Consider the following 19,950-nt stretch of genomic DNA (forward strand, 5'->3'; position numbering starts at 1 on the left):
AAAGAACCATGAAGATCACCCTGAAACCCCTCGTCAGGACGCTTGCCGTCCTCATCGGGCTGGTCGCCGTCCTCGGCCTCGTCCAGCCGCCCGTGATGGCCGCCACCGCCTCCCGCGCGACCGCCGCCGGCACCTTCAACGTCAAGGACTACGGCGCGAAGGGCGACGGCGACGCCAACGACACCTCCGCGATCAACAAGGCCATCACCGCGGCCAACGACGCGGGCGGCGGCACGGTGCGCTTCCCGTCGGGGACCTACAAGTCCTCGAACACCATCCATATGAAGAGCAACGTCACGCTCCAGCTCGACTCCGGCTCCACCGTCAAGGGCGCGAGCGGGACCGGCTACGACAAGCCCGAGTCGAACTCCAACGACAAGTACCAGGACTACGGGCACAGCCACTTCCACAACGCGATGATCTGGGGCGACAAGCTCACGAACATCGGCTTCACCGGCTCCGGGACCATCGACGGCGGCGGTCACCTGATCACCGGAAACCCGGACAGCGGCCAGGCGGACAAGATCATCTCGCTGACCCGTTGCACGAACCTGACGCTCAGCGGGATCACGCTGCGGCGCGGCGGGCACTTCGCGGCGCTGATCAACGGCTGCGACCAGGTCACGTCCGACCACCTGACCATCGACACGGCCAGTGACCGCGACGGCTGGAACATCATCAGCACGACCAACGTCACGATCACCAACGCGAACATCGCCGCCAACGACGACGCCCTGCCGTTCAAGAGCGACTACGCCCTCGGCTCCAAACTGCCGAACGGCCACGTCACGGTCACCGACTCGAAGCTGTCGGCCAAGTGCTGCAACGCGCTGATGTTCGGCTCGGAGACCTGCGGCGACTTCACGGACTACCGGTTCTCCCACATCACCATCACCGGGGCGCAGAAGTCCGGCCTCGGCCTGGTGTCGATGGACGGCGCGAACATCTCCGACGTGCACTACAGCGACATCACGATGTCCGGCGTACGCTCGCCGATCATGCTCAAGGTCGGCACCCGGAAACGCTGCGGCAACAGCCCCGGCGTCGGCCACATCTCGAACATCACGTACGACAACGTCACCGGCACCGGCGCGAGCCCGTCGTTCAGCCCCACCATCTGGGGCCAGTCCGGCGGCAACCAGATCAGCAACGTGACGTTCACCAACGTCGACCTGACGGTTCCCGGCGGCAACGGCACGATGGGCACCGGCGTCCCCAGCGACAGCGGCGACTACAACCCCAAGAGCATCGGCACCCGCCCGGCGTACGGCTGGTACATCCACAACGCGAACACCATCAAGTTCGTGAACGGCTCCGTCAAGTTCGCCAAGGACGACGGCCGGCCGGCGGTCATCGCCAACGCGGGCAGCGCGATCAGCTTCGACCACTTCACCGCGCAGCGCGGCGGCGACAGCCCCTCGGACCTGCTGTTCCAGAACGTCACCGGCTACTGCGCGGCGTCGAGCACCAACACCTCCGGCGGCGCGCTGCGCGTCGGTTCCAGCGGCTCGACCGAGTCCTGCGGGGGCTGACGATGAGATCCCGCATCGCGGCGCTCGCCCTGGCGGCGGCCACGGCCGCCGCCACGGGCGCGGCGCTCACGACCCCCGCCGCGCACGCGTCGGACAACGGCCTGTCGGTCCGGCCCGCGATGGGCTGGAGCAGCTGGAGCTTCGTCCGCCGCTGGCCGACCGAGGCGAAGATCAAGGCCCAGGCCGACGCCCTCGCGAGCAGCGGCCTGAGCGACCACGGCTTCGTCTACATCAACCTCGACGACTTCTGGCAGAAGTGCGACTCGAACGGCTTCACCGTCGACTCGTACGGGCGCTGGGCCGTCGACACGTCCAAGTTCCCCTCCGGCATCAAGGCGCTCGCCGACCACATCCACGGCGAAGGACTGAAGTTCGGCTTCTACGTGACGCCCGGCATCGCCAAGAACGCCGTCACGAAGAACACCCCGATCGAGGGCACGTCGTACCACGCGAAGGACATCGCGGACACGTCCAAGACGGAGAAGAACTACAACTGCAAGAACATGTACTACATCGACTACTCCAAGGCGGGCGCCCAGGAGTTCGTGAACTCCTGGGCACGGCTGTTCGCCTCGTGGGGAGTCGACTACCTCAAGATCGACGGCGTGGGCAGCGCGGACATCCCGGACGTCCAGGCGTGGGACACGGCGCTGCGCGCCACCGGCCGGCCGATCAACTTCGCGCTGTCCAACAACCTGCCGATCGCCAACGCGGCGACCTGGAAGAAGCTGGCCAACAGCTGGCGCACCCAGGGCGACGTCGAGTGCTACTGCGGGTCGGGTTCCAACGGCAGCGGCTATCCGCTGACGGACTGGTCGCACGTCTCGACCCGGTTCGGGTCGGCCGCGACCTGGCAGCAGTACGCCGGGCCGGGCGGCTGGAACGACCTCGACTCCCTCGAGATCGGCAACGGTGACCAGGCCGGCCTGACCGCCGACCAGCGACGGTCGATGTTCACGCTCTGGGCGATGGCGGCCTCGCCGCTGCTGCTCGGCACCGACCTGACCGACCTGAACAGCACCGACAAGGCGATGCTGACCAACGACCGCCTCATCGGCGTCGACCAGGACGGCGTCGCCGCCGGCCGCGTCGTGAACAGCGGCGTCAAGCAGGTCTGGCGCAAGAAGGAGGCGAACGGCGACTACGTCGTGGCGCTGTTCAACACCGGGACCTCCGGCAGCTCCACCGTCAGCGTCACCTGGTCCCAGGTCGGCTTCTCCGGCAGCGCCGACGTCACCGACCTGTGGTCGGGCAAGGACACCGGCACCGTGGCGACGTCCTACAGCGCCACGCTCCGGCCCGGAGAGACGCGCCTGATCCGCGCTCATCCCCTCTGACCCCGACCGTCCCCATGCGGTGGGCCGCTCCAGCCCCTCAGGGCGGCCCACCGCGCCCTACATCAGGCGACCACCTCATGAATCACCCGGAACGCCGCACCCCTGGGAGCGAGAAACGATGCGTTCGAAAGCGGCCGCCCTCCTGGCGGCCCTGGCCCTGGCCCTCACCATGAGCGTGACGTCCTCGGCACGGGCCGAACTGTTCCACCCCCGCCAGATCTGGCTACGGAACTCCACCGCGGGGCTGTTCCTGCACTGGGGCATGCGCACGAACCCCGGCTACACCGACTGCGCCGCCTGGGAGAAGGCGGTGACCGACGGCGGCTGGGACCCGGCCTACTGGGTGCGCGAGGCGCGGAAGCTGCACGCGTCGTACCTGGTGCTCGCCAGCTTCCACAGCCGGCTCGGCTACTCCCGGCCCTGGCCGTCGAAGATCCCCGGGAGCTGCAGCACCAAGCGCGACTTCCTCGGCGAACTGATCAAGGCGGCGCGGGCGAAGGGCCTGCGGGTCATCCTCTACATGACCGACGATCCGAAGTGGCACGACGAAAGTGGCCACGAATGGCTTGACTCCGCCGCTTACTCGGCCTACAAGGGCAAGGGTGTTGATCTTACGACGCGTCCCGGCTTCGGCGAGTTCAGCTGGGACAACTTCGTGGAGGTCATGCACAACTACCCGGGCCTGGCCGGGTTCTGGATCGACAACGACAACGAGTACTGGGAGCAGAACGGCCTGTACGAGCTGATCCGCAAGGAACGCCCGGACATGCTGCTGTCCAACAACAACGAGGACACGCCGATCATGGACACGGTCAGCAACGAGCAGAAGACCGGCATGACCCCGGCGTACGACTACCCCGCCGCCACCTGGACCCCGATGCCCCGGCTCACCGAGGCCGACTTCAAGCTGCCCACCAAGGGCGCCTGGTGGTACGACGGGAGCGACTCCGACATCGACTACCCGGTCAGCGTCGGCCGGTACATCACGAACGCGGGCGCCTCGATCAAGAACCTGATCGCCGAGACCGCGATGGTGAACGGGCGGTTCCCGGACAAGCAGGAAGCCTTCAACGACTTCCTCGACAAGTACCTCGACCCGATCTGGGAGTCGATCCACGGTACCGAGGGCGGCGGCTACATGTACGGCGGCCTGCAGCCCGGCGCCTGGAACGACGGCGCGTACGGCACCGTCACGGTCGCCAAGACCAACCCCCACCGGAACTACCTGCACGTCCTGACCAGGCCGTCGGGTGACACGCTCACCGTCCGCGACAACGGCTACCGGGTCGCGCGCGTGACCGACGTACGGACCGGGCACCGGTTCGCCTTCACCCAGGCGAACGGGCGGGTGACCATCTCCGGCATCACGAACTGGGACACCTACGACACCGTGTTCCGCGTCGACCTGGCCGGCCGCCAGGGCCTGTACCGGAACGTCGCCGCCACCGCGACGGCCTCCGCCGACGACCACCCGGCGGCGAACCTCACCGACGGCGGCTACCTGAACTACTGGGACAGCAACGCGACCGTGCCGGTGTCGATCACGCTCGACCTGCGGCGGCGCGGCCCGGTCCGCTTCCTCGCCCTCAACCAGCGGGAGAACTCCCCGACGCACAACCGCGAGACGTTCGGCCGCAAGGAGGACTCCGCCCGCATCAAGGACTACGAGGTCTACGTCAGCGATGACGGCGTGACCTGGGGCGACCCGATCAAGACCGGGGTGCTGGAGAGCGCGAAGGCCGTGCGCTTCATCGACCTGCCGCCGACCACGGCGCGGTACATCAAGCTGGAGGTCGACAGCACCTGGGCCGCCGAGACCGTGCCGGCGTTCTACAAGAAGCTCGCGATCGACGAGATCCACGTGGGCTGGGGCTTCCCCTCCGGCCGCGGAGGCTCTCGATGAGAGACGTCCGGCGGGCGCCGTCCGCCGGAGGCACCGAGCTGCCGCGATCGAAGGGATGGTGACGATGGCTGACATCCACGGCAAGGGCAAGCGCCGGGGAAGCGAGCAGACGACCTGGAGGAAGCCCGACTACGAGATCGTCGAGACGTCGATGGAGGCGTCCGCGTACTTCCTGTCCACGCGGTAAGACGTCCGTGCTGCTGCAGATCCTGGGCACCGCCGCCGGTGGCGGTGTGCCCCAGTGGAACTGCGCATGCCCGGGGTGTGCCGGCGCCCGCTCCCACCCGGAGCGGCGGCGCCGGCACGCCTCGGCGGCGATCCGCGCCGGCGACCGGTGGTTCGTCATCAACGCCACACCGGACATCGCCGACCAGGTCGAGTTCTGCGGCACGCCGGTGCCCGGCTCGCGGGACACCCCGCTGGCCGGAGTGATCCTCACCGACGCCGAACTCGACCACACCCTCGGCCTCGCGCGCCTGCGCGAGGCCTCGTCCGTGGACGTCATCGCGACACCGGCGGTGACCGGCGCGCTGTGCGACCGGCTCCGCATGAACGACGTCCTCTCCCCGTACACCCGCCTCACCTGGCACGAACTCCCCGAGGACCGTCCCGTCCGGCTCGGCGGCAGCGTGACGGTGCGGGCCGTGCGCGTCTCGGGCAAGCGGCCCCGCTACGCCGCCGACGCCGATGCCGGCGGCGCGTGGTCGGTGGCCCTGGTGCTCGCCGACGGCGACCGGACCGCGATCTACGCACCCTGCCTGGCCGACTGGCCGCCCTCCCTGGACTCGGTCTTCGCGATGGCCGACTGCGTGATCATCGACGGCACGTTCTGGGACGACGACGAGCCCCGCCGCATGGGGATCTCCGAGAAGACCGCCACCCAGATGGGGCACCTGCCGATCACCTGGACCGCCGGCCCGCTGTCACGGCTGCCGGCCCGGCGCCGTCTGTACACCCACCTCAACAACACCAACCCCCTCGTCGACCCGACCGCCCCGGCGCACGCGTCGCTGGCGGCCCTGGGCATCGAGGTCGCGCCCGACAGGACGGTGATCGAGCTGTGAGCATCGCCGATACGGAGATGGCCCCCTGGACGACGGTGGAGTTCGAGGAGCGACTGCGCGACGTGGTCGCGCGCCGCTACCACCACCGGCATCCGTTCAACCTGCGGATGCACGAGGGCACGCTCACCCCCGAGGAGCTGCGGCGCTGGGTCCTCAACCGCTTCCACTACCAGCGCCACATCCCGATCAAGGACGCCCTGATCCTGGCGAAGCTGGACACGCCCGAGCTGCGCCGGATGTGGATCCACCGCATCCACGACCACGACGGCACCGCCCCGGGCGAGGGCGGCATCGCACGCTGGCTGCGGCTCGGCGACGCGGTCGGCCTCGAACGGGCCCGGCTGCTGTCGGGCGAGGAGGTGCTGCCGGGCGTGCGCCTCGCCGTCGACGGCTACGTCAACTTCTGCCGCCTGCGCTCCCCGCTGGAGGCCGTCGCGTCCTCGCTGACCGAGCTGTTCGCCCCGGACCTCATGCGGGTGCGCATCGAGGCCTTCGAACGCCACTATCCCTGGGTCGACGCGGCCGGGCTGCGCTACTTCCGCGGCCGGATCGCGCAGGGCCGGGGCGACAGTCAGGAGGCCATTGCCCTCGTCCTGGACTGGGCCCGGACCCGCGCCGACCAGGAGCGCGCGGTCGCCGCCCTGTCCTTCAAGTGCGACGTACTGTGGAGCCTCCTCGACGCCGTGGAGCGCGGTTGAACGCCGAGTGGCGGCCCGCCCTGGCCGCCTCGATCAGGCTGCGCCACGACCGGGTGCGCGACAAGGACCTGCTCGTAATGCCGGAACGGGTCGTCGTCCTGAACCCGGAGGCGGGCCGCATCCTGCGGCTGTGCGACGGCAGCCGTACGACGACGCAGATCGTCGACGAGCTGGCGGCGGATTTCCCGGACGTGTCCGTCGCCGACGACGTCGGCGAGTTCCTCATGCGCGTGCGCGGCGAGGGGTGGGTGCGTTGACCACCGAGGAGGTCGCCATGGGCCCGGAGAGCGGCGTCGTTGATCCGCCGTGGGCGCTGCTGGCCGAGGTCACCCACGCGTGCCCGCTGCACTGCCCGTACTGCTCCAACCCGCTGGAGCTGGTGCGGCGCTCCACCGAGGTGGACACGGCCACGTGGGTCCGCCTCATGGAAGAGGCGGGCGACCTCGGCGTCGTGCACGCCCACATCTCCGGCGGCGAGCCCCTGCTGCGGCCCGACCTGGCCGAGATCGTGGCCGCCGCCGAGCGCGCCGGAATCTACACCCAGCTCGTCACCAGCGGCGTCGGTCTCGACGCGGACCGGCTCGGCGAGCTCACCGACGCCGGGCTGCACAGCGTCCAGCTCTCCGTCCAGGACGCCACGGCCGCCGCCTCCGACCACATCGCGGGCCGGCGGTCGTTCGCCGACAAGGAACGCGCGGCCGAGGTCGTACGCGACGCCGGCCTGCCCCTCGGTCTCAACGTCGTCCTGCACCGGCACAACCTCACCCACCTGGACGCCATCATCCGGCTCGGCGTGGAGTGGGGTGCCCAACGGATCGAGCTGGCCAACACCCAGTTCTACGGGTGGGCGCTGCGCAACCGGACGGCGCTCCTGCCGGGCCGGGAGCTGCTCGCCACCGCCGAGGAGACCGTACGCCGCTGGCGCGAGCGGTCCTCGATCGAACTGATCTGGGTGGTGCCGGACTACTACGAGGGCATCGCCAAGCCGTGCATGGGGGGCTGGGGAAACCGCTCGATCACGATCGCCCCGGACGGACGCGTGCTGCCCTGCCCGGTCGCGTACGCGCTGCCGGACCTGTCACCGCCGAACGCTCGCGACCACTCCCTCGCCTGGATCTGGGAGCACTCCCCCGCCTTCAACGCCTACCGGGGCACCGCCTGGATGCGCGAGCCGTGCCGCACCTGCCCGCAGCGCGAGGCCGACTTCGGCGGCTGCCGCTGCCAGGCGTTCGCCCTCACCGGCGACGCGGCCCGTACGGACCCGGCCTGCCACCTGTCCCCCGACCACCACCTCATCCAGGAGCTCACCAAGAAGCCCGGGGCGGCCGAGTTCGTCTACCGCCGCCCCGGCGCGTGACGGCCCCGGGAAGCAGCGTGGCCTCGCCGCGCTCGCTCGCCCTGGCCGTCGCATGGCCGCTGCCTGCCGGGCCGCCGGAGCCGCTCTGACCGGCTGATGTCGCGATCAGGGCGCTGTCCAGGCGTTCGCGCCCTTCGAACCTCATGCCTGGGAGCGAGCAATCTGTGCGGCTCCGAGTAGCTCCGCGTCGCCGCCGAGCTTTCCGACGGTGAGCGTCAGTGCTTGGTACGCCCCGGCAGGCATGTGCCGACGCAGTCCGTCATGGAGACCTTCGATGACGGGAGCGGCCGCGGGCCCGAGCGTCCCGTCCACGACGATCATTTGCGGGTTGAGCATGACGCAGGCGGGGGCGAGGTGTTGCCCGACCAAGCGGCCGAGGTCGTCGAGAACGCGCCGGACAGCGGGGTCGCCCTGGGCCACGAGCCCGAGAACGTCGTAGATGCTCACGTCGGCGCCGAGCAGTGGGCGCGCGGCGTCGAGGATCTGGTCGGGACTGGCGACCGTGCCCAGGCATCCGCGCGCCCCGCAGCGACACATCGGCCCGGCGGCGTCGACGTGGAGATGGGAGAGCTCGCCGGCGAGGCCGTTCGAGCCGCGCACAAGCTGACCGTTCACGACGAGCCCGGCACCCATCCCGGTGACCAGCTTCAGGTAGATGACGTGTTGGCGGCCCCGAGCCGCGCCGAACGCCACCTCGCCGAGTGCGGCGAGGTTGCACTCGTTGTCGACCGTCGCAGGCGCGGCGAAGGCAGCGGCCAGGTCCGGTGCGAGGTCGCTGAACAGCCACGCGGACATGGGCGGAGCATCCGCGGGACGCGCAACAGGCGCCTCGAGCCGCGAGAAGCCGGCGCCTTGCTGGTAAGGGAAGGGCAGGCCGAGGACGACGTGGTCCAGGGATGCCGAGCCGGCGGCCCTCTCGCGGGCGGCGGCCAGCAGCCGGGCGGCCTCGGCGACGATGTCCGGGCACTGCAGCCAGTCATACGGCTCCTCGACCCGCCCGAACAGCTGCCCGTCGGCGGAGACGAGGGCGGCACGGACGACCCGGTGCGTGACGACGACCGCGCCGACCAGGGACGCCCTGCGTACGAGCCGGAGCAGGGTGGCGGGCCGGCCCCGCACGCGCGCCGGATCGTGCCCGGATTTAGGAGCTTCTTCGAGTACGCCGCGTGCGAGCAGCCGGGCCGTCGCTCCCGTCACCGTGCTGACCGGAAGCGCGGCGAGCCGGGCGAGCTCGGCGCGGGTGAGTGCCTCGTGCTGGTCGAGGAGCTCGACGACGCGCCGTTCCGCGCCACGAGGGCCCGCCGTCTCGAGTCCATGGCTCACGACTCGCAATTATAACTGATTCGGCGATTAATTGGCTGGATCGCAACACTTCTAATCGTTGTGTCCGGGTGCACCCGGAGGTTAGGTTCCGGCACACGACCTGCGCCGTCGCCTCGGCGCGGTCGCCGGAACCGGCACGCCTCGATGCGTGCCTTAAGGAGAGTCATGGCAGAGACCCCCGCCCGCCCGGGCCTCACCCGTCGTCAGATGCTCGTCGGCGGTGCCGCCGCAGCCGGCTCGGTTCTGGGCCCTGAGCTGCTCCGCGCCGGCACCGCGGAGGCGGCCGAGACCCGGTCCACCGGTGCCCAGGCCATCGTCGACCTGACGAAGCCGACTTCGCCGTTTCCTCACGTGTGGGAGCGGGTCGTCGGCGGGGACTGGGCGAAGCAGGCGCTGCGCCGGGACTACCAGGACCAGTTGTTCGCGTGCCATGACGAGCTCGGCATCCAGTCGCTGCGCTTCCACGGGGTGCTCGACAGCTCGATGAGCACATACTTCCCGACGGTCAACGGCCGGCCGCGCAACCCGGCGTTGTCGAAGGACGACTACTCCTTCTTCAACGTCGACCAGATCTACGACGCCCTGGTCGACCGCGGAATGCACCCCTATGTCGAGCTCAGCAGCATGCCGGCGGCCCTGCAGGTCGCCCCGCAGCCCTTCAGTGTTTTCCTCTACGACTTCAACCAGATGGAGCCGAAGGACTACGCGCTCTGGGGCAAGGTCGTCGGGGACTTCGCGCGGCACATGGTGGATCGCTACGGCATCAGCGAGGTTCGCAAGTGGCCGTTCGAGATCTGGAACGAGCCGAATCTGTTCGTGTTCTTCAACGGCGACCAGCAGGCCTATTTCAAGCTGTACCGATACGCCGCGGAGGCGATCAAGAACGTCGACGCGAGTCTGCACGTCGGCGGCCCGGCGACCTCGGCCGGCCAGATCAGCTTCGGCACGCCGCGCTCCCCTGGCGTGCAGTACTACCGCGAGTTCATGCAGTGGGCCACCGCCAACGGCGTCCCGGTCGACTTCGGCGCCGCGCACGGTTACGAGACGGACACCGGTGCGGGGCCGAACGGCGCGGCGACATTCTTCAAGCAGAACCGCGCCGACACCCCCAAAGGTGTTCCCCTCTACATCTCCGAGACGAACGTCTCGGCGGACCTCGGCGACGCCGCGCTCGACCGATCCGACGCCGCCGCGAGCTTCCTGCGGACCATCGCCGAGACGGCGGGGGTCGTGGACGCGTTGTCCTACTGGGCGTTCACCGACATCTTCGAAGAGGCAGGTCAGGCCGACAAGCCGTTTCACGGCGGGTTCGGCCTGCAGACGATCCACGGCATCAAGAAGCCGTCCTACCGACTGCTGCAGATCCTCCACAAAGTGGGGCAGCGAAGCGTTCCGCTCACCCTGTCAGGCGCGCCGACCACAGTCGGCGGGATCGCGGTCACCGGGGGCGCAGGCGGCAAGGCCGACATCCTCCTCTACAACCACGCCCTCGCCACCGGCGACGGCAGCCACCCCGCTCCCGCACAACCCGCCGAGCTGACCGTCCAGGTACGCGGCCTGCCGACCCGGGCACGGGCTCGGGTCCAGCTCATCGACGAAGACCACACCAACCCGCAGCGCGAGTGGGTCGAGATGGGCTCCCCGGAGTACCCCAGCCGACGTCAACTGCGCACCCTGCAAGACGCCAGCGAACTCCACGACCAACCCCTTCAGCTCAAGACCGACCGCACCACCGGCATCACGAGCTTTTCTCTCACCCTCCCCGCCGAAGGCGTCGCCGCAATTCACATCACATCCTGAACGGACGCGTTCGGCCAACGGGATTAAAACCGTTTAATAAGGAATTGATTCGTGATCCTCAACTCGCCCCCGCCCGGCCGTTTCAGCGGCCGGCGCGGCGCCGGCCGGCTGCTCGCCATCGGCGCCGTGGCCCTCGGCATGAGCGTCCCGCCGGCGGCGGGCGCTGTCACCGGCGCGCCGCCGAGCGCCGTCGCCATCGTGCCGGATCGCGCACCGGCGCTGACGGCAGGCACCTTCCAGAACCCGCCGGCAGGCGTGCGGCACAAGTACCGGTGGCGGGTGCCGCTCGCCCACACCGACGACGACGAACTGCGCGCGGAGGTAAAGCAGATCGCGGCGTCCGGCGCCGGTGGCGTGGAGGTGGCCCCGTTCGGGGTGCCGGGAGCCGGAAACCAACAGCCCGAGTTCTTGAAGACCTACGGCTGGGGCACCAGGCTGTGGACGCGAAAGCTGCAGGTCATCCTCGCCGAGGCGAACAAGTACGGGTTGACGGTGGACCAGAACATGGGCCCTCATTACCCGCCGACCGTGCCCACCGTCACAGACGTCAACGACCCCGCGGCGGCACAGCAGCTCGTGTAGGCCTGCTAGGCCCCGTCGTCCTGACCCCGTACGCCGAGTCCCCGTTGCGCTGAAAACCGTCCGCAACCGCGCGGCAATCCGCCACCCGAGTCTCTGCCCCGGCACCCGCCGGGGCAGAGAAGGCACCCGCCCAGGGGTTTACGGCCACACGCCGGCCGGGTCTGGGAGACCCGGCCGGCGGCTCGGCATGCCGGCTCGGGAGTGTGACATCGCCCCGGCCAGCGCTGTTCCCTCCCCTGGGCGTCTCGATGACGGCACCGGTTGTGACGGTCCCGCGATTGGTGAAAACTAGGCAGCCGACAAAGGGCGACAACAGAACAAACTCGCCCGCATAGCGCTCTTTCACGGGCCGACGCGCGTGCGGGCTAGAAGTGGGGCGGGGGCCGTTGAACCGGGACGAGGTGGACCGTGCCCTGGGGCGCCTGCGCGACGAACGGGACCGCATCACGTCCGGGCTGCTCGAACTCGAGGCGCAGCAGGGCTACAAGCTGCTCAAGGGCGCGCCGCTGACCGGAGTCACCGCCGACCGCTGGAACGAGCTCGGCGAGGGCATGGCGTCGTTGTGGCGGCTGTTCGAGGCGTACGGACGGGTGCTCGGCCGGGCGGAGGAGATCCGGGCCCGGCGGAAGAAGCCGGACGACGCGGAGCTGGCCGAGTTGGCGCGGCTGCTGCGCGGGCCGTCCATCGAGTTGCCCACGCAGATCCCCCTCGAGAAGCGGACGCTGCTCGGCCCGTCCGCCGAACACCTCTCCCTCGACGACGTGGTGACCCGGATGACCGCGCTGTACGAGGAGGCGGCCCGGATGATCGCCGAGGTGGAAACCGCCTGGTCGGCGCTGCTCACCCGGCTGGACCGGGCGGCCGAGGCGGCGCGCGCGGTGGAGGGGATGCTCGACTCCCTCGGCTCCGAGCCGGAGTACGACCGGGTCATGGGCGAGCTCGACGGACTGCGCGAGACCGTACGGACGGACCCGCTGTCGATCCGCCCGGCCGCCTTCGACGGCGTCGACGCCGCCCTCGGCGCGCTGCGGCCCCGGCTGGAGGAGGCCGTTCGCGTCCGCGCCGAGTACGACGTACGGCTGCGGCGCATCGAGAACACCATCGGGCTCGTCCGCGCCGCCGAGGACGAGGCGAGGCTCGTACGCGAGCAGGTCCTCGCGAAGATCGCGTCGCCGGTGCTGCCGGACCTCCCGGAGTCGTCGGCCGCGCTGGCGGACCGGCTGGCCGCGATGGGCACCGTACGTGGCCGGTGGACCGATGCCGCGGAGCGGGTCGCGCGACTGGAGGAGGCCGCCGCGGGCGCCCTCGAACAGGCGCGGACGACCGTTCGGACGATCGCCGGTCTCCTGGAGCGGCGGGACGAACTGCGCGGCCGGCTCGACGCGTACCGGGCGAAGGCCGGGCGGCTCGGCGGCGCGGAGGACCCCGAGCTCACGGCGCTCTACCAGCGGGCCCACGACCTGCTCTGGACCTCCCCCTGCGACCTGCGGCGAGCCACCGCGGCGCTGTCGGAGTACCAGCGCGCGATCGGAGATCGAGAGTGAACTGCACTCAGCCCGGCTGCGCCGGAACCGTTGAGGACGGCTACTGCGTCGTATGCGGTATGGCACCCACCGCCGCCGCATCGGCGAACGACCAATGCGCGCAGCCCGGCTGCGCAGGCACCGTCCAGGACGGCTACTGCGACGTCTGCGGCACGGCCGCCGCCCCGGCGCCGGCGGCGTCCGCCGCCTCCGGTGCGCCGGCGTCCGCCTCCGTCCCGGCCCCTTCCGCCGCGCTCGATGACCGCTGCGCGGAGCCGGGCTGCGGCGGCACGGTCGTGGACGGGTACTGCGACACGTGCGGAACGGCGCCGGTGGCGCCCGCCGCCGCACCGGCCGGGAGCCGAGCCTCGGCGCGGTCGGCTCCGGTCAGCGCGGCCAGCCGCGGGACGGGCGTCACCGGGAGCACGTCGAGCCGCAGCGTCCGCACCGGCTCGTCGCGGTCGTCGTCACGGCGGCGCGGCATGCTCGGGGCCGGCCTGGTCGAGGTGCCGCGCGTGCCGTACCGCGACCCCGCGTCGGCGGTGCTGAGCAACCCCATGGTCGCGGAGAACAAGCGCTTCTGCAGCGGCTGCGGCGAGCCGGTGGGGCGGTCCCGTGGCGACCGGCCGGGCCGTACGGAGGGGTTCTGCCCCAAGTGCGGCGCGGGGTTCTCGTTCACGCCGAAGCTGAAGGCCGGCGACGTGGTCGGCGGCCAGTACGAGGTGCTCGGCTGCATCGCGCACGGCGGCCTCGGCTGGATCTACCTGGCCCGCGACGAGAACGTGAGCCACCGATGGGTGGTGCTCAAGGGCCTGCTCGACACCGGTGACGCCGACGCGCTGGCCGCGGCGACGGCCGAGCGGGCGTTCCTCGCCGAGGTCGAGCACCCCAACATCGTCAAGATCTACAACTTCGTGCAGCACGACGGCTCCGGCTACATCGTCATGGAGTATGTCGGTGGCCGGCCGCTGAAGGACATCCTCAAGGAGCGCCGCGAGGAGGAAGGGCCGGACGCCGGGCTGCCGCTTCCCCAGGTGATCGCGTATGGCATCGAGGTGCTGCGCGCCTTCGACTACCTGCACGGCCTGGGCGTGCTGTACTGCGATTTCAAGCCGGACAACGCCATCCAGTCCGAGGAGCAGCTCAAGCTCATCGACCTCGGTGGCGTCCGCCGCGTCGACGACGTGGACGGCGCGATCTACGGCACGGTCGGCTACCAGGCGCCCGAGATCGCCGACGTCGGCCCGTCGGTCGGCTCCGACCTGTACACGGTCGGCCGGACGCTGGCCGTGCTGAGCTTCCCGTTCAAGGGATACACCGGCAAGTGGGAGACGAGCCTGCCGCCGCGCGAGGAGGTGCCGGTGCTCGCCCGGCACGAGTCGTACGACCGGCTGCTGCGCCGCGCCACGCACGCCGATCCGGGGTTCCGCTTCCAGGACTCCTCCGACATGGCGGACCAGCTCACCGGGGTCCTGCGCGAGGTTCTGGCCGCCGAGGACGGCAAGCCGCGCCCGGCGGCGTCGACGCTGTTCGGGCCGGAGCGGTTCACGGCGGGCGACGTGTTCGACGCGCTGAGCCCTGCGGTCGCCGCCGCGACGTTGCCGGCGCCTCTGGTGGACTCCGCCGACCCGGCCGCCGGTTTCCTCGCCGGCCTGACCGCCCTGGAGCCGGAGCGGCTCGCCGACGCGCTGGCGGGCGCGCACGCGCGCACGCCCGAGGTCGACCTGACGCTGGCCCGGGTGCGCATCGAACTCGGCGACCCGGCCGGGGCGCAGGCGGTGCTGGACGCCCTGCCGCAGGAGGACTGGCGGGTCGGCTGGTACCGCGCGGTCGCGGTGCTGGCCGCCGGGCACGTCACCGAGGCGGCGGCCCTGTTCGACGAGCTGTACACCCTGATGCCGGGTGAGGCGGCGCCCAAGCTCGGCCTGGCGTACTGCCGCGAGCTGCTCGGCGACCCGGCCGGCGCGGCAGACCTTCACCAGGCCGTGTGGCGGACCGACCGCGCTTTCGTCACCGCGTGCTACGGGCTGGCAAGGGCGCGGCTCGCCATGGGGGATCGCGCCGGCGCGCTGCGGACGCTGGACTCGGTGCCCAAGATCTCCAGCCACCACATCGCGGCGCAGATCTCGGCGGTGGCCACCGCCGTACGCGACCGGGATCCCGCCGAGATCACCGAGGCGGACCTGACGGACGCCGGCGCCCGGCTGGCCGGGCTGAGCCTCGACCCCGGACGCCATGGGCTGCTCGCCCTGGAGGTGCTGGAGGCGGCCCTCGACTGGGTGCGGGCGACCGGTGGCGGACGCGGCACGGTGCTGGGCACGTCGCTCACCGAGCACGGCCTGCGCCGCAAGCTGGAGGAGACCTACCGGGCGCTCGCCCGGCTGGCCACCACCCGGGTCGAGCGGCATTCTCTGGTCGATCAGGCCAACGCCGTACGCCCGGTGACGGTGGTCTGACGGTGGGAGCCCAGGAGAGCTGCCCGGGGTGCGGCAGCGATGTGTTCGCCGGCGAGGCGTTCTGCGAGGCGTGCGGCCGGTCCCTGACCGAGAAGCCCGCCGCGGCGTGCCCGGAGTGCGGTGCGACGGCGTTCAGCGAGGACGGCTACTGCGAGCGGTGCGGGGTGCTGCGGTCCGGTGACCGCGACCACCTCGAGGCGGAGGCGGGCGGTGCCGCCGGCGTGACCGACCGGGGTCTGCGGCACAGCCGCAACGAGGACGCGATGGCCCTGGCTGTCGCGGGCCCGGGCATCGCGGCGGTGGTCTGCGACGGCGTGTCGACCTCTCCCATACCGCAGGCGGCCTCCCAGGCCGCCGCCGACACGGGCCTGGCGGTGCTCACCGAGCGCCTCGCCGCGGGCGACGAACCCGAGTCCGCCACGCGGGCGGCGCTGACGCGGGCCGTCGAGGCGGTCACGGCGCTCGCCGCCTCGCCGCACGACGCGCCCGCCTGCACCTACGTGTCGGCGTACGCCGGACCGGCGGCCGTAACCGTCGGGTGGGTCGGGGACAGCCGCGCGTACTGGCTCGACGGGGACGCGTCGCGGCAGCTCACCGCCGACGACTCCTGGGCCGCCGAGATGGTCGTGCACGGGGCGCTGACCGAGGCCGAGGCGCAGGCCCACCCGAACGCCCACGCCATCATCGCCTGGCTCGGCGCGGACGCGGGCGAGATCGAGCAGCACGTGACGACGTTCGTCCCGGACGGACCCGGCACGCTGCTGCTGTGCAGCGACGGGCTGTGGAACTACTACCCGGAGCCGACGCGGCTGGCCGCCGTCCTGCCGGACGCGGACCCCCTCACCGCGGCCCGGCACCTCGTACGCCTCGCGTTGGACGCCGGAGGGCGCGACAACATCACCGTCGTGGTGATCCCCTTCACACAGGAGCACGCGCAATGAGTGAACAGCCGGACTTCAGCATCCGGATCGACCAGAACAAGTACCTGCCGCAGGGCGGCCAGGAGGTCCACGCGGTCGTCACGGTGGAGTCGACCGGGGCCCCGGTCGGCGTCAGCACCGGGGCGTCGGCCTCCGAGGTCATCATCATCGACACCTCCGGGTCGATGGACTACCCGCGGAACAAGATGACCTCGGCGATCAAGGCGGCGCAGGCTGCGGTCGACACGCTGCGCGACGGGGTGAACTTCGCGGTCGTGTCCGGGTCGAGCCGCGCCACGATGGTGTACCCGCGGGCCGAGGAGCTGGTCCCCGCCAGCGCGCGCACCCGCACCGAGGCCAAGGCCGCGCTCGGCCGGCTGACGGCGACCGGCGGCACCGCGATGGGCGCGTGGCTGAGCCTGGCCGGGCGGCTGTTCGCCCGGCACCCGGACGGCATCCGGCACGCGATCCTGCTGACCGACGGCAAGAACCAGCATGAGACGCCCGAACAGCTCGACCAGGCGGTCGCCGCGTCCGTCGGCCGGTTCGTCTGCGACTGCCGGGGCGTGGGCACCGACTGGGAGGTCGCCGAACTGCGGAAGGTCGCGTCCGCACTGCTGGGCAGCATGGACATGGTGGCCAGCCCGGAGGCCCTCGAGGCCGACTTCCGCGCGATGACCGAGACGGCGATGGGCAAGGCCGTCGCGGACGTCGCGCTGCGGGTGTGGACGCCGCAGAACGCCAAGCTGCGGTTCGTCAAGCAGGTGCTGCCGAGCATGGAGGACCTCACCGGGCGGCGGACCGACGTGGACGAGCGGTCCGGTGACTACCCGCTCGGCGCGTGGGGCAGCGAGAGCCGTGACTACCACGTCTGCGTCGAGGTCCCGCCCGGAGAGGTCGGGGCGCGGGAGAAACGGGTCGCGTGGATCAAGCTGATGCTCGGCGACCAGGTGGTCGCCAGCGGCAACGTCCTGGCCGAGTGGACCGACGATGAGGCCCAGTCCACCCGCATCAACCCGAAGGTCGCGCACTACACGGGCCAGGCCGAGCTCGCCGAGAACATCCAGGTCGGCCTGCAGGCCCGCAAGGAAGGCGACCTCGACACCGCGACGGCGCGGCTGGGCCGTGCCGTCGCGCTGGCCCACGAGTCGGGCAACGAGGCGATCGCCGGCCTCCTCGGGAAGGTCGTCGACGTCGACGACCCGGCGACCGGCCGGGTCCGGCTGAAGAAGGACGTCGACAAGGCGGACGAGATGTCCCTCGACACCCGCTCGACCAAGACCGTGCGCACGCGCAAGGGCGAGGGCTGAGCATGGCGACCTGTCCGGCCGGGCACACCTCGACCGCCACCGACTACTGCGACGTGTGCGGCGCCGGCATCGGCGAGGCGCCGTCCCCGCCCCCCGCGTCCCCCGTCACGGGGGCCACGGGCGAGCGGTGCCCCGACTGCGGCACGCCCCGTACCGAGCGCTTCTGCGAGGACTGCGGGTACGACTACGCGGTCGGCGGCGGCCGGCCCACCCCGCCTCCGGCGGCGCCCCCGCCCGCGCCCATACGGTCGACCGGGGACCCTGACGAGGAGGACCCCGTGACGCGGGACTGGGCGCCCGCGAAGGCGCCCGTGCCCGAGCCACCGGCCACCGACTGGGCGGCCGTCGTCATCGCCGACCGGGAGTACCACGACCGCGTCGTGACCGAGGGCGAGGACTTCACGTTCCCGCCGTACTGCCCGTCGAGGCGCATCCCTCTCGCCGGCGAGCAGGTCCGGATCGGGCGGCGGAGCGTGTCGCGGGGCCTCGCGCCGGAGATCGACCTGAGCGAGCCGCCCGCCGACCCGGGCGTCTCGCACACCCACGCGGTGCTGCTCGCCAAGCCTGACGGCACGTGGACGGTGGTCGACCCGGGGTCCACGAACGGCACGACGATCAACGAGGGCGACACGCCCATCCCCGTCAACGTGGAGGTGCCGCTGCGCGACGGCGACCGCGTGCACGTGGGCGTCTGGACCACCATCACGCTTCGGAGGCTGCGGTGACGATCACGACGACTCCCCCGTCCTCCCCTGCCCGGCGGGGGCGGGTCCCCGGGCGGCTGCGGATCCGGACGATGCCGGGCCGGATCCGCGCCCTTGCCGCCCTCGCGGCCGTGGCGGTGCTCGTCGTGCTCCTCGTGACCACGCTCACCGTGCGGGACGCCCGCGACGGCCTGCGTGTGATCGGCCACGACGCCGGCCCGCAGGTGGTCGCCACCGGCGACCTGTACTTCGCGCTCAGCGACATGGACGCCCAGTTGGCCGACGCGCTGCTGATCGGCGGGGACGCCGGCCTGGCGAGCCGGCGGGCGGCGGCGCTGCGCCTGTACGAGCAGCGCCGTTCGGAGGCGAACGGCGCGCTGCTGCAGGGCTCGCGGCTGGCGGGCTCGGACCCGACCGGGCAGCGCACCGCGCAGGCGATGCTGGACGCGCTGGGCCGGTACGAACGCCTCGCGGGGCAGGCCCTGCTGACGGACCAGCAGTCGAACCACGCCGCCGGGCCTCCCCCGGCCGCCGTCACCGCGCTCTACCGCCAGGCCACCGACCTGATGAAGCTGGACGTGCTGCCGAAGGCGTACAACCTGACCCTGGACAACGGCACGAAGGTGCGCCGCACGTACGAGGCCAAGCGCTCGGCGGTGCTCCAGGGGCGCGTCTGGGTGATCCTCACGGGCCTGCTGCTCCTGGTCGTCCTCGTGGGCGTGCAGTTCTACCTCGCCCGGCGCTTCCGCCGGCTGGTCAACCCGTTCCTCGCCCTGGCCACCGCGGGCACCCTGGTGCTCGTCGTGGTGAGCGTGGCGCTGCTGTCCAGCGAGGCCGGGCGCCTGCGGACGGCCAAGGAGGACGGCTTCGACTCGGTGCTGGCACTGTCGCGGGCCCGGGCGATCAGCAACAGCGCGCACGCGGACGAGAGCCGCTACCTGCTCGATCCCGGGCGCGCCGACACGTACGAGCAGGTCTACCTCGACAAGTCCCAGACGATCATGTACGTCCCCGCAGGCAACCTCGACGCCTACTACACCCAGGTCGACCAGAAGATCGGCGGGACGGACTTCCTCGGCTTCTACGGCACCGAGGCCCACCACATCACGCTGCCCGGGCAGCAGGAGGCGCTGCACAAGGTGCTGACGGGATACCAGAAGGTCCAGGCGAACGACCGGACGATCCGGCGGCTGGCGACCGCCGGCGGCGGCCGCGCGGCCATCAGCGCCAAGCTCGGGGCCGGCACCGACGACTTCGGCGACTACGACAAGGCGCTGGTCTCCCTGACGGACCTGCACGGCGGCGCCTTCGACAAGGCCATCAGCGCCGGCGACCACGGGCTGCGCGGCTGGAACCTCATCCTGCCCGGCGCGGCCGTCGTCCTCATCATCCTCATTCTCGCCGGGGTCCGGCCGCGGCTGTCCGAGTACCGGTAAGGGAG

At 71.4% G+C, this 19,950-nt stretch carries 18 protein-coding genes and 1 pseudogene; 17 read left to right on the top strand and 2 right to left on the bottom strand.

Annotated elements, in window-relative coordinates:
* Window positions 1–8 precede the first annotated feature (8 nt).
* From NE236_RS37575 to pqqE, 8 genes are all read left to right on the top strand, one after another.
* On the top strand, window positions 9–1,532 hold the full coding sequence (locus NE236_RS37575) for a glycoside hydrolase family 28 protein (RefSeq protein WP_252847040.1): 1,524 nt from the start codon (window positions 9–11) through the stop codon (window positions 1,530–1,532).
* A 2-nt stretch (window positions 1,533–1,534) separates the two neighbouring features.
* Window positions 1,535–2,869 (top strand): glycoside hydrolase family 27 protein, encoded by a 1,335-nt coding sequence (locus NE236_RS37580; RefSeq protein WP_252847041.1) that lies wholly within the window; start codon window positions 1,535–1,537, stop codon window positions 2,867–2,869.
* A gap of 118 nt (window positions 2,870–2,987) precedes the next feature.
* Entirely contained in the window at window positions 2,988–4,772 is a 1,785-nt protein-coding gene (locus NE236_RS37585) for a discoidin domain-containing protein (protein WP_252847042.1), read from the top strand.
* A 64-nt stretch (window positions 4,773–4,836) separates the two neighbouring features.
* Window positions 4,837–4,959 (top strand): pyrroloquinoline quinone precursor peptide PqqA, encoded by a 123-nt coding sequence (pqqA, locus tag NE236_RS37590; protein ID WP_252847043.1) that lies wholly within the window; start codon window positions 4,837–4,839, stop codon window positions 4,957–4,959.
* Window positions 4,960–4,966: 7 nt separating this feature from the next.
* Complete coding sequence (pqqB, locus tag NE236_RS37595) at window positions 4,967–5,836, top strand: pyrroloquinoline quinone biosynthesis protein PqqB (protein ID WP_252847044.1); 870 nt, start codon at window positions 4,967–4,969, stop codon at window positions 5,834–5,836.
* Window positions 5,833–6,534, top strand: coding sequence for a pyrroloquinoline-quinone synthase PqqC (gene pqqC, locus NE236_RS37600; protein ID WP_252847045.1), 702 nt, complete (start codon window positions 5,833–5,835; stop codon window positions 6,532–6,534). The genes pqqB and pqqC overlap by 4 nt, the downstream gene beginning before the upstream one ends.
* Window positions 6,531–6,791, top strand: coding sequence for a pyrroloquinoline quinone biosynthesis peptide chaperone PqqD (gene pqqD, locus NE236_RS37605; protein WP_252847046.1), 261 nt, complete (start codon window positions 6,531–6,533; stop codon window positions 6,789–6,791). Before pqqC ends, pqqD begins: the two co-directional genes overlap by 4 nt.
* Window positions 6,788–7,891 carry a pyrroloquinoline quinone biosynthesis protein PqqE gene (pqqE, locus tag NE236_RS37610; RefSeq protein WP_252847047.1) on the top strand — a complete coding sequence of 368 codons (1,104 nt, stop codon included), beginning with the start codon at window positions 6,788–6,790 and terminating at the stop codon, window positions 7,889–7,891. Before pqqD ends, pqqE begins: the two co-directional genes overlap by 4 nt.
* Window positions 7,892–8,032: 141 nt before the next feature.
* On the opposite strand, the gene NE236_RS44820 is transcribed toward pqqE, so the two are convergent.
* Window positions 8,033–9,214, bottom strand: a complete 1,182-nt coding sequence (locus NE236_RS44820) for an ROK family transcriptional regulator (RefSeq protein ID WP_252847048.1) — start codon at window positions 9,212–9,214, stop codon at window positions 8,033–8,035.
* Between the two features lie 165 nt (window positions 9,215–9,379).
* Here NE236_RS44820 and NE236_RS37620 point away from each other — a divergent pair, with 165 nt between their 5' ends.
* The 3 genes from NE236_RS37620 to NE236_RS37630 all read left to right on the top strand — a co-directional run bounded on the left by NE236_RS37620 (window position 9,380) and on the right by NE236_RS37630 (window position 13,140).
* Window positions 9,380–11,014 (top strand): GH39 family glycosyl hydrolase, encoded by a 1,635-nt coding sequence (locus NE236_RS37620; protein ID WP_252847049.1) that lies wholly within the window; start codon window positions 9,380–9,382, stop codon window positions 11,012–11,014.
* 51 nt (window positions 11,015–11,065) lie between these two features.
* Window positions 11,066–11,596, top strand: a complete 531-nt coding sequence (locus tag NE236_RS37625; protein ID WP_252847050.1) for a hypothetical protein — start codon at window positions 11,066–11,068, stop codon at window positions 11,594–11,596.
* Between the two features lie 386 nt (window positions 11,597–11,982).
* Window positions 11,983–13,140: a hypothetical protein gene (locus tag NE236_RS37630; protein ID WP_252847051.1), complete on the top strand. Its 1,158-nt coding sequence runs from the start codon at window positions 11,983–11,985 to the stop codon at window positions 13,138–13,140.
* 133 nt (window positions 13,141–13,273) lie between these two features.
* Here the strand turns inward: NE236_RS37630 and NE236_RS45510 are convergent, their stop codons facing one another.
* The gene (locus NE236_RS45510) at window positions 13,274–13,603 is read right to left on the bottom strand and encodes a hypothetical protein (protein ID WP_443612865.1); all 330 of its coding nucleotides are present in this window, start codon (window positions 13,601–13,603) and stop codon (window positions 13,274–13,276) included.
* Here NE236_RS45510 and NE236_RS45575 point away from each other — a divergent pair.
* The 6 genes and pseudogenes from NE236_RS45575 to NE236_RS37655 form a co-directional block, all read left to right on the top strand.
* Window positions 13,602–13,748, top strand: a pseudogene (locus tag NE236_RS45575) (serine/threonine protein kinase); the annotation flags it as partial. The gene NE236_RS45510 and the pseudogene NE236_RS45575 overlap by 2 nt on opposite strands.
* 93 nt (window positions 13,749–13,841) lie before the next feature.
* Window positions 13,842–15,575, top strand: coding sequence for a serine/threonine protein kinase (locus NE236_RS37635; protein WP_504915096.1), 1,734 nt, complete (start codon window positions 13,842–13,844; stop codon window positions 15,573–15,575).
* Between the two features lie 2 nt (window positions 15,576–15,577).
* Window positions 15,578–16,516 (top strand): protein phosphatase 2C domain-containing protein, encoded by a 939-nt coding sequence (locus tag NE236_RS37640; RefSeq protein ID WP_252847053.1) that lies wholly within the window; start codon window positions 15,578–15,580, stop codon window positions 16,514–16,516.
* Window positions 16,513–17,805 (top strand): vWA domain-containing protein, encoded by a 1,293-nt coding sequence (locus NE236_RS37645; protein WP_252847054.1) that lies wholly within the window; start codon window positions 16,513–16,515, stop codon window positions 17,803–17,805. The genes NE236_RS37640 and NE236_RS37645 overlap by 4 nt, the downstream gene beginning before the upstream one ends.
* Before the next feature lie 2 nt (window positions 17,806–17,807).
* Window positions 17,808–18,530, top strand: coding sequence for an FHA domain-containing protein (locus tag NE236_RS37650; protein WP_252847055.1), 723 nt, complete (start codon window positions 17,808–17,810; stop codon window positions 18,528–18,530).
* Window positions 18,527–19,945, top strand: a complete 1,419-nt coding sequence (locus NE236_RS37655; protein WP_252847056.1) for a GlnX family signal transduction membrane protein — start codon at window positions 18,527–18,529, stop codon at window positions 19,943–19,945. Before NE236_RS37650 ends, NE236_RS37655 begins: the two co-directional genes overlap by 4 nt.
* Window positions 19,946–19,950 lie beyond the last annotated feature (5 nt).

Origin of the sequence: Actinoallomurus purpureus (assembly GCF_024055795.1) — a bacterium.
Lineage (GTDB): Bacteria > Actinomycetota > Actinomycetes > Streptosporangiales > Streptosporangiaceae > Actinoallomurus > Actinoallomurus purpureus.